This is a genomic window from Escherichia sp. MOD1-EC7003, from assembly GCF_002965065.1.
Taxonomy (GTDB): Bacteria; Pseudomonadota; Gammaproteobacteria; order Enterobacterales; family Enterobacteriaceae; genus Escherichia.
Genome location: NZ_PTRE01000104.1, coordinates 1 through 13,271, shown reverse-complemented (window position 1 = coordinate 13,271; position 13,271 = coordinate 1). Strand labels below are relative to the sequence as shown.

The following is a 13,271-nucleotide window of genomic DNA, read 5'->3' as shown; positions in this document are numbered from 1 at the left end:
TTACAGCGAATAAATAATCACCTCCCTGCTTTTGTATCTTCTCTGCAATATCTTTCTGGCAACCCATTGCATCAGTTGTGATGATTTTTCCTTTAATATCCAACATGTTAAGAAGTTCAGGAATAGCTGTAATCTCACTGGATTTCTCATCTGTCTTGATCTGCCCGAGGACCAGACTGTGCATTGTCGAGAACGCACTAATAACATGAATCGCTCCCCTGCGGCGGCTCTTGTCATAAGAATGCCGGAGTGTTTTTCCATCAATTGCGATGACGTCTTTATCATCTGAAGAATGGCAGTCACGCATCCAGTTAATAAAGCACTCGTGAAATTTTGCAGGACTGATACAGGATACAACTCTGGCAATGGTATCGTGGACAGGAATACCATTTTCAAAATCACCATATTGCTTCAAAAAATCGAGATGTGTTTCCCCAAAATCCTCTATATCTTCCCAGCCTTCTGCACCAGAAATGACGGCGCAAATAGTCAACAGAAGAATATCCGACAATTTATGTTCCACGTTCCAGGCTTGTCTGTAATCGGGGATAATAGAAATGTGTTCCATCAATTTTTTAAGTTCCATTTTGTTATCCTTATTTATGTAAGGAGTATTTGAACATGTATAAGCAATGAAAAATAGCCTCAGGTAATAAGGAATATCTCAATTATTGAGCATAAAATGCGAATTGTTTAGTACGAAAAGTGTACTTCTGATGATCTTTCCCTGTTCTTGCTATATATTTTCATAATTGCCATAATTTCATCATCAATGAGGCTGTTTTGAAAAAAATAATGATTCTCCTGATACTACTTCAGGTGTATTAATTATTTCATTCTCTTCCCATTCATATAGTCTCTATAAGAATAAGCAGCCGGATCTGTACCATGCCAATAACCTGTCTCATGAACAGCATTGTTGGTCGTCCATAAAAAATACCCATTATTACTTATTTCGGATATTTTTCTTTCTACATCAAATTCGTATTTTTTATCTTTATAAGAAAAAGAAATAAGAAAATAATCTCTAACTGGTTTTAGTGTGTCGGCATCAAATCTTGTCCTCAGATATTCACAAGCAATTTTGCCATGCATTAGTTCCTTAAACATCTGAGCATCCATCTCCGCAAGGCCGGCCAACTCAGGAAGTCTTGTATCCGATCTGTCTAATGCCTTCTGTAATGCTAATGTAACTTTAAAACTATCCAAATCAGTAATCGGGATATATTGAGTATTCAGTAAATATATATCATTTATTTTAATATACTGCGGTTTCCGTAGCCACTCACTGGCATCAAATCGTATCCTTTTATTTGGCCAGTGTGGGTCGTTAGCATCAGCAGTCGGTACAGTAACAACCATCTGATATTCTTGCCTGTACATATAATATCCTCCACTACTTAAGGCAATAACAATAAACAGGTAGCACCATTTTTTTTGTAAAAACATTACTGAACCCACTCCGCAGGTTGATAGTCCTGTAACCAGGGTAAGATTACGAAAGCCCGCTCCCCGCAAGGACTGACGCGAGGTAGTCTCTGTCCATGGCTGCTTTTCTCATCTTACGTCTTAACCCTGCCTTGAATACCTTATCATTCGTCAAAATATTAATAGCGATGTGCCGTATCCCTGAAAATAATTCTGCTGCGTTTCCTCTTCTTATTTTGCAGTCGTTTTCATTCATTACCACGTCCAGACGCCAGTGCAGCTTATTCTCCATGTGCCAATGATTTCGGATCGCAGTGGTGAACCCAGAAATGACGGCGCAAATAGTCAACAGAAGAATATCTGACAATTTATGTTCCACTTTCCAGGCTTGTCTGTAATCGGGGATAATAGAAATATGTTCCATCAATTTTTTAAGTTCCATTTTGTTCTCCTTATTTATGTAAGGAGTATTTGATCATGTATAAGCAATAAAAAACAGCCTCAGGTAATAAGGAATATCTCAATTATAGAACATAAAGTGCGAATTGTTTAGTACAAAAAAGCAGTGTTAAGTGATTTTTCCCTGTATTTCACCCAAAACCATAGAGCACTACGAATAGCGTAAGGCATCCTGATAGATATTACTCTTCAACATGGATTATGAACTTTTTTCTGAATTCTATTCCCGGACTTGATGTACCAAATGTTGAACCATCCAGTTCGATAACTATATCCTGCTTCACATTAATATTCCCTTTAATTTCAATTGTATTGCATACAGAATTCAAGTTATCAAAATCCCCGGCACACCTTACATTAATACCATCACCTTTCATTTTTGCATCTCGTATTTCCTCCAATACAGGAAAATAATTTTCTGTATTGTATACGCCAGCAGAGGATGGTTGAATTGTATAATAAAAACGATCTCGAATAACGCTCCCTCCTTTTAGCTCAATCTGCGCATTATATTTCTCTCCAAATTTAGCGGATTGAAGTTGATCAGGGGAATACTTCATGCTCCCGGAGCAAGAGGTAATGAGAGGGAGAACAATAAAAAGCACACGGTGTAATTTCATAATATTCATGGTATTTTTAAAATGCCATGCCTCCATAAAAATTGTCTAAAAAATATTTAAGACTTACATTCTTATTTAACTTTGAATGAATATCTCCCCACGAGAACATTGTAAGTTCAACTAAGCTATTCAATGACGTTTGTGGCGTTACATCTTTATTTTGACCATCTTTTATCTGCAATTTACTCTCCAGCACACCGTGATCTTGCCCTGCGTGAAACGCAATCCTTCTGCTGCCATATAAACCCCATAGCTACCGCACTCATAGTGCAAACCCTACAGACTTATAAGCAAGCCTTAAGTGAAACACCCGTCAGATAGAAACAATTAGGAAAATATTTATATCACCATGATAAATATGTGATTTATTGATAAGTAACAAACCATCAACATTTTCTGCTCTTTTTCCCATCACCAGGCCATACTGATATTTTTCCTCGCACAAAGGACTCGGCATGAAACTCGTCGGTAGCTACACCAGCCCGTTTGTACGCAAACTTTTTATCCTGTTGTTAGAAAAGGGCATTACTTTCGAATTTATTAATGAACTGCCCTATAACGCGGACAACGGCGTGGCGCAATTTAACCCGTTAGGGAAAGTGCCGGTGCTGGTGACCGAAGAGGGCGAATGTTGGTTTGATTCGCCGATCATCGCTGAATATATTGAATTGATGAATGTTGCTCCGGCGATGTTGCCGCGCGATCCTTTGGCGTCGTTGCGAGTGCGCAAAATTGAGGCGCTGGCAGATGGCATTATGGATGCCGGGCTGGTGTCGGTGCGCGAACAGGCGCGTCCGGCGGCGCAGCAGTCTGAAGATGAATTGTTACGCCAGCGGGAGAAAATTAACCGTAGCCTGAATGTGCTGGAAGGATATCTGGTCGATGGCACGCTCAAAACCGATACGGTTAATCTGGCGACTATCGCCATTGCCTGCGCCGTTGGATATCTCAATTTCCGCCGCGTTGCGCCAGGTTGGTGTGTCGACCGCCCACACTTAGTCAAACTGGTCGAAAACCTGTTTAGCCGCGAAAGTTTTGCTCGCACCGAACCGCCAAAGGCTTGATGCGCGATATGTCCTCCTGACCCATCTCACGTTACAATCCGTGGTTATGTTAAACGCCCTTCTCCGTGTGAGAGGGCCTTGATCAGCCAGGTTTCCTATGACAACCGAAACGCGTTCCCTCTATAGTCAACTTCCGGCTATTGATCGCTTATTGCGCGATAGCTCCTTCCTTTCTTTGCGTGATACTTATGGTCACACCCGCGTGGTGGAATTGCTGCGTCAGATGCTTGACGAAGCGCGAGAAGTGATTCGTGACAGCCAGACGCTACCCGCGTGGTGTGAAAACTGGGCGCAAGAAGTTGATGCCCGGTTGACGAAAGAGGCGCAGAGCATGCTGCGTCCGGTGATCAACCTGACGGGAACCGTGTTGCATACCAACCTTGGGCGAGCTTTACAGGCAGAAGCCGCAGTGAAAGCTGTTGCGCAGGCTATGCGTTCGCCAGTGACCCTGGAGTACGATTTGGACGACGCCGGACGCGGGCATCGCGATCGGGCGCTGGCGCAGCTGCTGTGCCGCATTACGGGCGCAGAAGATGCCTGTATCGTCAATAACAATGCGGCGGCGGTGTTATTAATGTTGGCGGCAACGGCCAGCGGGAAAGAGGTCGTGGTTTCTCGCGGCGAACTGGTGGAGATTGGCGGGGCGTTTCGTATTCCCGATGTAATGCGTCAGGCAGGCTGTACCCTGCACGAAGTGGGGACCACCAACCGCACGCACGCTAATGATTATCGCCAGGCGGTGAATGAAAATACCGCGCTGTTGATGAAAGTACATACCAGTAACTACAGCATTCAGGGGTTCACCAAAGCGGTTGATGAAGCGGAACTGGTGGCGCTCGGCAAAGAGCTGGATGTTCCCGTAGTGACTGATTTAGGCAGTGGCTCGCTGGTCGATCTTAGCCAGTACGGTTTACCGAAAGAGCCAATGCCGCAGGAGTTGATTGCGGCGGGCGTCAGTCTGGTAAGTTTTTCCGGCGACAAGCTGTTAGGCGGGCCGCAGGCAGGGATTATCGTCGGTAAAAAAGAGATGATCGCTCGTTTGCAAAGCCACCCGCTGAAGCGAGCATTACGTGCAGATAAAATGACCCTCGCGGCGCTGGAAGCCACGTTGCGTCTTTATTTACACCCTGAAGCACTGAGTGAAAAATTACCGACCCTGCGTCTGCTGACCCGCAGCGCAGAGGTCATTCAAATTCAGGCACAACGTATACAGGCTCCCCTTGCTGCACATTACGGCGCGGAGTTTGCGGTACAGGTTATGCCATGTCTTTCGCAGATTGGCAGTGGTTCGCTGCCGGTTGATCGTCTGCCGAGCGCGGCATTAACGTTTACCCCCCATGATGGACGCGGTAGCCGCCTTGAGTCATTAGCCGCCCGCTGGCGTGAATTGCCAGTGCCGGTGATTGGTCGTATTTATGACGGACGATTGTGGCTGGATTTACGCTGCCTTGAAGATGAGCAACGGTTTTTGGAGATGTTGTTGAAATGATAATTGCGACTGCCGGACACGTTGACCACGGCAAAACAACCTTATTGCAGGCGATTACTGGCGTAAATGCCGATCGTCTTCCAGAAGAAAAAAAGCGCGGCATGACCATCGATCTCGGCTATGCCTACTGGCCGCAGCCGGATGGCCGCGTACCTGGTTTTATCGACGTTCCCGGTCATGAAAAGTTTCTTTCCAACATGCTGGCGGGCGTTGGTGGTATCGATCACGCGCTGTTGGTGGTGGCGTGCGATGACGGTGTGATGGCACAGACCCGTGAGCATCTCGCGATTCTACAGCTGACTGGTAACCCGATGCTGACTGTGGCGCTGACTAAAGCCGATCGCGTGGATGAAGCGCGTGTTGATGAGGTTGAACGCCAGGTAAAGGAGGTGCTGCGGGAATACGGTTTTGCTGAGGCAAAACTGTTTATCACCGCAGCAACCGAAGGTCGGGGAATTGATGCCCTGCGCGAGCATCTGCTTCAGTTACCAGAACGCGAACACGCCAGCCAACATAGTTTCCGCCTCGCGATCGACCGCGCATTTACCGTAAAAGGTGCCGGGCTGGTCGTCACCGGTACGGCGTTAAGCGGGGAAGTGAAGGTAGGCGATTCACTCTGGCTGACCGGTGTAAATAAACCGATGCGCGTGCGTGCGCTGCATGCGCAAAACCAGCCAACAGAAACCGCCCATGCCGGGCAACGTATTGCGCTTAACATCGCGGGTGATGCGGAAAAAGAGCAGATTAACCGTGGCGACTGGCTGCTTGCCGATGTGCCACCAGAGCCGTTCACGCGGGTGATTGTCGAGCTTCAAACCCATACATCGCTGACTCAGTGGCAGCCGCTGCATATTCACCACGCCGCCAGCCACGTTACGGGACGCGTTTCGCTGCTGGAAGATAATCTTGCCGAGCTGGTGTTCGACACGCCACTGTGGCTGGCGGATAACGATCGCTTAGTGTTGCGCGATATCTCGGCCCGCAACACGCTGGCGGGGGCGCGTGTGGTAATGCTTAACCCGCCGCGTCGCGGTAAACGTAAGCCGGAATATTTGCAATGGCTGGCGTCACTGGCACGGGCGCAAAGCGATGCCGATGCGTTAGCTGTTCATCTGGAACGCGGAGCGGTTAACCTTGCCGATTTCGCCTGGGCGCGCCAGCTCAATGGCGAAGGGATGCGCGAACTGCTGCAACAGCCTGGCTATATTCAGGCTGGTTATAGCTTGTTGAATGCGCCGGTTGCCGCCCGCTGGCAGCGGAAAATTATCGACACATTAGCGACTTATCATGAGCAACATCGCGATGAACCAGGTCCTGGGCGCGAGCGTCTGCGGCGCATGGCGTTGCCAATGGAAGATGAAGCGCTGGTACTGTTGCTGATTGAAAAGATGCGCGAAAGCGGCGATATCCACAGCCATCACGGCTGGCTGCATCTGCCGGATCACAAAGCGGGCTTCAGCGAAGAGCAGCAGGCCATCTGGCAAAAAGTAGAGCCTCTGTTTGGTGACGAGCCGTGGTGGGTGCGTGATCTGGCAAAAGAGACGGGAACCGACGAGCAGGCAATGCGCCTGACACTACGGCAGGCGGCGCAGCAAGGGATAATTACCGCGATCGTCAAAGATCGTTATTACCGTAACGATCGGATTGTTGAGTTTGCCAATATGATCCGCGATCTCGATCAGGAATGTGGCTCGACCTGTGCAGCGGATTTCCGCGATCGCTTAGGCGTAGGCCGCAAGCTGGCAATTCAAATTCTGGAATATTTTGACTGCATTGGCTTTACGCGGCGTCGTGGAAATGATCATTTATTGCGCGATGCGTTATTATTTCCGGAAAAATAAGAAAATGATTAATCTGGTTTTAAAATGAGTTAATGCAATTATTGTTATTTTAAAAAAGCACATTGTTTATTGAATGCAATGTGCTTTTTATTTGACAAGCAATAATACTGTTCATATTTGCGAATGAAAATCCTCAGCCTTTTTACTCATTCACGAGTTCTGGATTATGGATATGCGATGGCGCACCAGTGAGGTGGTTTCTACAATCTGCCGCACGTCTTCGTGATTGCGCCGCTGCAATGGGCGTGAACGTGACAGGTAAAAACCACGCGGAAGGTGCAGAAGCCTGCATTAACGTCATCCGTGAACTGGCGACTAATGCTCTGAAAGATGCCTGTGGTTTTACTAACCCGATCCAGGCAACTTACGAAGAAATTGTGGCGATTTATCGCGCGGCGATGTAATCCTTGCCCGTAAATTCGTGATAGCCGTCGTAAAGCTGTTACCGACTGGCGAAGATTTCACCAGTCACGTCTACCCTTGTTATACCTCACACCGCAAGGAGACGATCATGACCAATAATCCCCCTTCAGCACAGATTAAGCCCGGCGAGTATGGTTTCCCCCTCAAGTTAAAAGCCCGCTACGACAACTTTATTGGCGGCGAATGGGTAGCCCCTGCCGATGGCGAGTATTACCAGAACCTGACGCCGGTGACCGGACAGCTGCTGTGCGAAGTGGCGTCTTCGGGTAAACGAGATATCGATCTGGCGCTGGATGCTGCGCACAAAGTGAAAGATAAATGGGCGCATACCTCGGTGCAGGATCGCGCGGCGATCCTGTTTAAGATTGCCGATCGAATGGAGCAGAATCTCGAGCTGTTAGCGACGGCTGAAACCTGGGATAACGGCAAACCCATTCGCGAAACCAGTGCTGCCGACGTGCCGCTGGCGATTGACCATTTCCGTTATTTTGCCTCGTGTATTCGGGCGCAGGAAGGTGGGATCAGTGAAGTTGATAGCGAAACCGTGGCTTATCATTTCCACGAACCGTTAGGTGTGGTGGGGCAGATTATCCCGTGGAACTTCCCGCTGTTGATGGCGAGCTGGAAAATGGCGCCCGCGCTGGCGGCTGGCAACTGCGTGGTGCTGAAACCCGCACGACTTACCCCGCTTTCTGTACTGCTGCTAATGGAAATCGTTGGTGATTTACTGCCGCCGGGCGTGGTGAACGTGGTCAACGGTGCGGGTGGGGAAATTGGTGAATATCTGGCAACTTCGAAACGCATTGCCAAAGTCGCGTTTACCGGCTCAACGGAAGTGGGTCAACAAATTATGCAGTACGCCACGCAAAATATTATTCCGGTGACGCTGGAGCTGGGCGGCAAATCACCAAATATCTTCTTTGCTGATGTGATGGATGAAGAAGATGCCTTTTTCGATAAAGCGCTGGAAGGCTTTGCACTGTTTGCCTTTAACCAGGGCGAAGTTTGCACCTGCCCAAGCCGTGCTTTAGTGCAGGAGTCTATCTACGAACGCTTTATGGAACGTGCCATCCGTCGTGTCGAAAGCATTCGCAGCGGTAACCCGCTCGACAGTGTGACGCAAATGGGTGCGCAGGTTTCTCACGGGCAACTGGAAACCATCCTCAACTACATTGATATCGGTAAAAGAGAGGGCGCTGACGTGCTCACCGGCGGGCGGCGCAAGCTGCTGGAAGGCGAACTGAAAGACGGCTATTACCTCGAACCTGCGATTCTGTTTGGCCAGAATAATATGCGCGTGTTCCAGGAGGAGATTTTTGGCCCGGTGCTGGCAGTAACCACTTTCAAAACGATGGATGAGGCGCTGGCGCTGGCGAACGACACGCAATATGGCCTGGGCGCGGGAGTCTGGAGCCGCAACGGTAATCTGGCCTATAAGATGGGGCGCGGCATTCAGGCCGGGCGCGTGTGGACCAACTGTTATCACGCTTACCCGGCACATGCGGCATTTGGTGGCTACAAGCAATCAGGCATTGGCCGTGAAACCCACAAAATGATGCTGGAGCATTACCAGCAAACTAAGTGCCTGCTGGTGAGCTACTCGGATAAACCGTTAGGGTTGTTCTGATGTGAAAAACGGGTCGCATCGGGTGCTTATTGCCTGATGCGACGCTTACACGTCTTATCATGCCTACGGGAGCGCATATGTTTACACCTGACCGTAGGCCGGATAAGGCGTTCACGCCGCATCCGGCATAAACAACGCGCACGTTGTTACTTTGCGTTTTAAACCTACGTGCGCAATAACCCAGACTACGCCAACAGAAGTGCATTTCTGGCAGAAGCTGCCTGGCGTGTTTTGCCAGGCGCTTAATCTCGTGTTTCGATGGTGAGCGGGCGAACCAGGCTGTACAACCACAGACCAGGACAAGCGATGGTGCCAATCACCACGGTGAGGAATGCACTGACTGACAGGCCTGCAAGCAATCCCGCAGCCAACGCACATGCAACTTGAAGTATGACAGGTATATAAAAAACAATATGTCGTTATATAAATAAGGAAATTGCACTGCATTATGGCATTTCATAATATGCGCTAATTGTTCTTTTTTATATTTCTTGAGGGAAATATGTTCCTGGATTATTTTGCATTGGGAGTGCTTATTTTTGTATTCCTGGTGATCTTCTATGGGATTATTATTTTACATGATATTCCCTACCTGATTGCCAAAAAACGTAATCATCCTCATGCCGACGCCATTCATGTTGCCGGTTGGGTGAGTTTGTTTACGTTGCATGTTATCTGGCCATTTTTGTGGATTTGGGCCACGCTTTACCGTCCGGAGCGGGGATGGGGTATGCAAAACCATGACTCCTCCATTGTGCAACTACAACAGCGTATTGCCGGGCTGGAGAAACAGCTCGCCGACATCAAATCCTCTTCTGCCGAGTAATATTTATGGATTTACTGATTATTTTGACCTATGTGGCTTTCGCATGGGCAATGTTTAAGGTCTTCAAAATTCCCGTAAATAAATGGACCATTCCCACAGCAGCCCTGGGTGGAATATTTATTGTCAGCGGTTTAATTCTGTTAATGAACTATAACCATCCGTATACCTTTAAAGCGCAAAAAGCGGTTATTTCCATTCCTGTTGTTCCACAGGTGACAGGCGTGGTGATTGAAGTGACGGACAAGAAAAATACGCTGATTAAAAAAGGTGAGGTGCTATTTCGACTGGACCCAGCGCGTTATCAGGCACGGGTGGATCGGCTAATGGCAGATATCGTCACTGCAGAACATAAACAGCGGGCATTAAGCGCAGAGTTAGATGAGATGGCGGCGAATACTCAGCAGGCAAAGGCCACGCGGGATAAATTCGCTAAAGAGTATCAGCGTTACGCACGCGGTAGCCAGGCGAAAGTAAACCCGTTTTCAGAACGCGATATCGATGTGGCACGGCAAAATTATCTGGCGCAGGAAGCCTTAGTGAAGTCATCGGCGGCAGAACAAAAACAGATCCAGAGCCAGCTGGATAGCCTCGTGTTGGGTGAACATTCTCAAATCGCCAGCCTGAAAGCGCAGCTCGCGGAAGCAAAATATAACCTTGAGCAGACGGTGGTGCGTGCGCCGAGCGATGGTTATGTGACCCAGGTCCTGATTCGTCCTGGTACCTATGCCGCGTCGCTGCCGCTACGTCCGGTGATGGTGTTTATACCCGATCAGAAACGACAAATCGTGGCGCAATTCCGTCAGAACGCCTTACTAAGACTGTCTCCTGGTGACGATGCTGAAGTGGTATTTAACGCTCTGCCAGGCAAAGTGTTCAGTGGTAAGTTGGCTGCCATTAGTCCAGCGGTTCCCGGCGGGGCTTATCAGTCGACCGGCACCTTACAGTCATTAAACACCACGCCGGGGTCAGATGGCGTTATCGCGACCATTGAGTTGGATGAGCATACTGATTTGAATGCTTTACCAGACGGTATTTACGCTCAGGTGGCGGTCTACTCTGATCATTTCAGCCATGTCTCGGTGATGCGTAAAGTGTTGTTACGCATGACCAGTTGGGTACATTACCTTTATCTTGATCATTAATCTTTGTTTTCCACCGCTTGTACAGGCCGCAGTTGCTGCGACTGGGCAAGCTGGTGGCGAATTTCACGCAGCATTTCATCCAGTACATACTGGACTCGCCAGGGCTGGTATTCCCGTTTACGGAAGATAGCGACCAGATCCAGCCACCATTCATACGGTTGCTGAAAGCAGGGCACCAGCGTGCTGTCTTGCAGATCGCTCTGCACACTTTTGTCTGGCGCAAACACAATTCCCAGGTGATTTCGTGCCAGTTCCAGCGCCGATTGCGTGTTGTCGCAAACGTAATTTCCCTTCACGCGATAATCACGCACCTCTTTGCTTCCGGCGACGTTGAAGCGCCAGATATTCGCGTCGTCGATCATCATCGAGTCGATCAAAATACAAGAGTGATGTTCGAGTTCGTCAGGACGGCTAATAGGATGTTTCTCAAGATAAGTTTGGCTGGCATAAGCGGTTACAGCATATTGCGTAATAAAACTGGCAACCAGTGATTCATCTTTTGGTGGCGCGTAGCTGATCAAAATATCACAATCATCGGGGAATTCGACGCCCTCATAAAAGGCATTACGCTCAAGATTGCAGGTTTTTAGCGATAAGGTGATATCATCGATATCTTTAATTTTATTGATAACATGTTTGGATAAATAGGTAATTATGCCGGTTGGCGCGTAGATGGTGACCCTACCACGTTTCTCATGCTTATAATCTGCAATAAAATTATTAAGCTGCTCGTTTCTGTCCAGCATGTCATTGATGTACGGTAACAGCGCGGTACCAAAAGGTGTGAGCATCAGTTGTCGGGTGGTTCTGTCAAAAACTTTTAAACCCACTTTTGATTCAAAATCAGCAAGATACTTGCTTACGTTGGCCTGCGCGATGCCAAGCACAGTTGCGGAATGGCTGATATTTTCACTGACAGCAATTACCGAGATAATTTTTAACTCCCGGTACTTAAGTTGTAATTTTGTCATCGCAACAGCCCAGTCATATATAATTTTATATATTACTATATAAATATGAATCTTGCACCGGAGAAATTGTAAGCATTACTATGCCGACTCTTTTTTATCTTATTTTGAAATGGAATACCGGATATGTTAATTAACCGCAATATTGTGGTGTTATTTGCGTTGCCTTTTATGGCAAACGCAACTGCTTCTGAATTATCCATTGGTGCTGGTGCGGCTTATAATGAATCGCCTTATCGCGGTTATAATGAAAATACAAAGGCAATTCCGCTGCTTAGTTATGAAGGTGATTCTTTTTATGTTCGTCAGACCACGTTAGGTTTTATTCTGTCGCAAAGTGAAAAAAATGAACTTAGCCTGACCGCATCCTGGATGCCGCTGGAATTTGACCCTGCCGATAATGACGATTATGCCATGCAACAGCTTGATAAGCGTGATAGTACGGCTATGGCGGGTGTTGCCTGGTATCACCATGAGCGTTGGGGAACCGTGAAAGCTTCTGCGGCAGCGGACGTGCTGGATAACAGCAACGGCTGGGGGGGGGAGCTATCGGTTTTCCACAAAATGCAGATAGGTCGTCTGTCGCTGACACCTGCGCTGGGCGTTCTCTATTATGACGAGAATTTCAGCGACTATTACTATGGCATTTCAGAGAGTGAGTCCCGTCGTAGCGGTCTGGCAAGTTATTCCGCGCAGGATGCCTGGGTGCCCTATGTTAGCCTGACGGCAAAATACCCGATAGGAGAGCACGTTGTATTGATGGCGAGTGCCGGATACAGCGAGCTGCCGGAAGAGATTACCGACAGCCCGATGATTGATCGTAATGAGAGTTTTACGTTTGTCACCGGCGTGAGCTGGCGTTTTTAATTTACCTGATGGATGTCGGTGCGGCTGGCCTACGTTCTCGCACCGACTCGTAGGCCTGATAAGACGCGTTAAGCGTCGCATCAGGTAATGTGCCCCCTACGTTGGATGCGGCGCGAGCGCCTTATCCAACCTACGGATGGCAATACTTTTCCTCATTCACCCAGATCCGCATTTCGCCTTCACCCCGGTTAGCCCAGCTAAACCACGGGATAAACGTCAGAGTTTGCGGCTGGCCTACGTTCTCGCACCGACTCGTAGGCCTGATAAGACGCGTTAAGCGTCGCATCAGGCAATGTGCCCCCTGCGTTGGATGCGGCGCGAGCGCCTTATCCAACCTACGGATGGCAATGCTTTTCCTCATTCACCCAGATCCGCATTTCGCCTTCACCCCGGTTAGCCCAGCTAAACCACGGGATAAACGTCAGAGTTTGCGGCTGGCCTACGTTCTCGCACCGACTCGTAGGCCTGATAAGACGCGTTAAGCGTCGCATCAGGCAATGTGCGCCCTACGTTGGAT

13 protein-coding genes and 3 pseudogenes are annotated in these 13,271 nt (G+C 48.4%); 8 read left to right on the top strand and 8 right to left on the bottom strand.

Features of this window, described 5'->3' with window-relative positions; all coding sequences use genetic code 11:
- The 4 genes from A7090_RS18020 to A7090_RS18000 all read right to left on the bottom strand — a co-directional run.
- A partial coding sequence (locus A7090_RS18020; protein ID WP_123056969.1) for an ISAs1 family transposase occupies nt 1–586 on the bottom strand: 586 nt, incomplete at its 3' end.
- A 242-nt stretch (nt 587–828) separates the two neighbouring features.
- Entirely contained in the window at nt 829–1,449 is a 621-nt protein-coding gene (locus A7090_RS18015) for a hypothetical protein (RefSeq protein WP_240246357.1), read from the bottom strand.
- Nucleotides 1,450–1,495: 46 nt separating this feature from the next.
- Nucleotides 1,496–1,852, bottom strand: a complete 357-nt coding sequence (locus A7090_RS18010; RefSeq protein WP_274541179.1) for a transposase — start codon at nt 1,850–1,852, stop codon at nt 1,496–1,498.
- 217 nt (nt 1,853–2,069) lie between these two features.
- Nucleotides 2,070–2,507 (bottom strand): hypothetical protein, encoded by a 438-nt coding sequence (locus A7090_RS18000; protein WP_157941477.1) that lies wholly within the window; start codon nt 2,505–2,507, stop codon nt 2,070–2,072.
- Between the two features lie 455 nt (nt 2,508–2,962).
- On the opposite strand from A7090_RS18000, the gene A7090_RS17995 reads away from it, so the two are divergent.
- The 5 genes and pseudogenes from A7090_RS17995 to aldB all read left to right on the top strand — a co-directional run bounded on the left by A7090_RS17995 (nt 2,963) and on the right by aldB (nt 8,951).
- Nucleotides 2,963–3,571, top strand: a complete 609-nt coding sequence (locus tag A7090_RS17995) for a glutathione S-transferase (RefSeq protein WP_105275050.1) — start codon at nt 2,963–2,965, stop codon at nt 3,569–3,571.
- Nucleotides 3,572–3,668: 97 nt separating this feature from the next.
- Complete coding sequence (selA, locus tag A7090_RS17990; protein WP_105275049.1) at nt 3,669–5,060, top strand: L-seryl-tRNA(Sec) selenium transferase; 1,392 nt, start codon at nt 3,669–3,671, stop codon at nt 5,058–5,060.
- Nucleotides 5,057–6,901 carry a selenocysteine-specific translation elongation factor gene (selB, locus tag A7090_RS17985; protein WP_105275048.1) on the top strand — a complete coding sequence of 615 codons (1,845 nt, stop codon included), beginning with the start codon at nt 5,057–5,059 and terminating at the stop codon, nt 6,899–6,901. Before selA ends, selB begins: the two co-directional genes overlap by 4 nt.
- A 206-nt stretch (nt 6,902–7,107) precedes the next feature.
- A pseudogene (locus A7090_RS17980) lies at nt 7,108–7,305 on the top strand (L-threonine dehydrogenase); the annotation flags it as partial.
- A 107-nt stretch (nt 7,306–7,412) separates the two neighbouring features.
- Nucleotides 7,413–8,951: an aldehyde dehydrogenase AldB gene (gene aldB / locus A7090_RS17975; RefSeq protein ID WP_105275047.1), complete on the top strand. Its 1,539-nt coding sequence runs from the start codon at nt 7,413–7,415 to the stop codon at nt 8,949–8,951.
- Between the two features lie 242 nt (nt 8,952–9,193).
- Here aldB and A7090_RS27080 read toward each other — a convergent pair whose 3' ends face one another.
- A complete protein-coding gene (locus A7090_RS27080) occupies nt 9,194–9,322 on the bottom strand; it encodes a hypothetical protein (RefSeq protein ID WP_274541178.1) in 129 nt (42 codons plus the stop codon).
- Between the two features lie 131 nt (nt 9,323–9,453).
- On the opposite strand from A7090_RS27080, the gene A7090_RS17970 reads away from it, so the two are divergent.
- Together A7090_RS17970 and A7090_RS17965 are read left to right on the top strand one after the other, a co-directional pair.
- Entirely contained in the window at nt 9,454–9,777 is a 324-nt protein-coding gene (locus tag A7090_RS17970) for a DUF3302 domain-containing protein (protein WP_105275046.1), read from the top strand.
- 5 nt (nt 9,778–9,782) lie between these two features.
- Nucleotides 9,783–10,919 (top strand): HlyD family secretion protein, encoded by a 1,137-nt coding sequence (locus A7090_RS17965; RefSeq protein ID WP_105275045.1) that lies wholly within the window; start codon nt 9,783–9,785, stop codon nt 10,917–10,919.
- On the opposite strand, the gene A7090_RS17960 is transcribed toward A7090_RS17965, so the two are convergent.
- Entirely contained in the window at nt 10,916–11,890 is a 975-nt protein-coding gene (locus A7090_RS17960; protein WP_105275044.1) for a LysR family transcriptional regulator, read from the bottom strand. The two genes, A7090_RS17965 and A7090_RS17960, sit on opposite strands and share 4 nt — an antisense overlap.
- 123 nt (nt 11,891–12,013) lie before the next feature.
- Between A7090_RS17960 and A7090_RS17955 the strand changes: the two genes are divergently transcribed.
- Nucleotides 12,014–12,754, top strand: a complete 741-nt coding sequence (locus tag A7090_RS17955) for a MipA/OmpV family protein (RefSeq protein ID WP_105275043.1) — start codon at nt 12,014–12,016, stop codon at nt 12,752–12,754.
- Between the two features lie 130 nt (nt 12,755–12,884).
- Here the strand turns inward: A7090_RS17955 and A7090_RS26695 are convergent.
- Together A7090_RS26695 and A7090_RS26690 are read right to left on the bottom strand one after the other, a co-directional pair.
- Nucleotides 12,885–12,986: pseudogene (locus tag A7090_RS26695) on the bottom strand (hypothetical protein); the annotation flags it as partial.
- A gap of 103 nt (nt 12,987–13,089) precedes the next feature.
- Nucleotides 13,090–13,191 (bottom strand): annotated as a pseudogene (locus tag A7090_RS26690) (hypothetical protein); the annotation flags it as partial.
- Between the last annotated feature and the right edge of the window lie 80 nt (nt 13,192–13,271).

Bases quoted from the DNA above. Each gene is read 5' to 3' on its own strand.
- A7090_RS18015 (WP_240246357.1), bottom strand. From the start codon at position 1,449: ATGTTTTTACAAAAAAAATGGTGCTACCTGTTTATTGTTATTGCCTTA.
- A7090_RS18010 (WP_274541179.1), bottom strand. From the start codon at position 1,852: ATGGAACATATTTCTATTATCCCCGATTACAGACAAGCCTGGAAAGTG.
- A7090_RS18000 (WP_157941477.1), bottom strand. From the start codon at position 2,507: ATGAAATTACACCGTGTGCTTTTTATTGTTCTCCCTCTCATTACCTCT.
- A7090_RS17995 (WP_105275050.1), top strand. From the start codon at position 2,963: ATGAAACTCGTCGGTAGCTACACCAGCCCGTTTGTACGCAAACTTTTT.
- selA (WP_105275049.1), top strand. From the start codon at position 3,669: ATGACAACCGAAACGCGTTCCCTCTATAGTCAACTTCCGGCTATTGAT.
- selB (WP_105275048.1), top strand. From the start codon at position 5,057: ATGATAATTGCGACTGCCGGACACGTTGACCACGGCAAAACAACCTTA.
- aldB (WP_105275047.1), top strand. From the start codon at position 7,413: ATGACCAATAATCCCCCTTCAGCACAGATTAAGCCCGGCGAGTATGGT.
- A7090_RS17970 (WP_105275046.1), top strand. From the start codon at position 9,454: ATGTTCCTGGATTATTTTGCATTGGGAGTGCTTATTTTTGTATTCCTG.
- A7090_RS17965 (WP_105275045.1), top strand. From the start codon at position 9,783: ATGGATTTACTGATTATTTTGACCTATGTGGCTTTCGCATGGGCAATG.
- A7090_RS17960 (WP_105275044.1), bottom strand. From the start codon at position 11,890: ATGACAAAATTACAACTTAAGTACCGGGAGTTAAAAATTATCTCGGTA.
- A7090_RS17955 (WP_105275043.1), top strand. From the start codon at position 12,014: ATGTTAATTAACCGCAATATTGTGGTGTTATTTGCGTTGCCTTTTATG.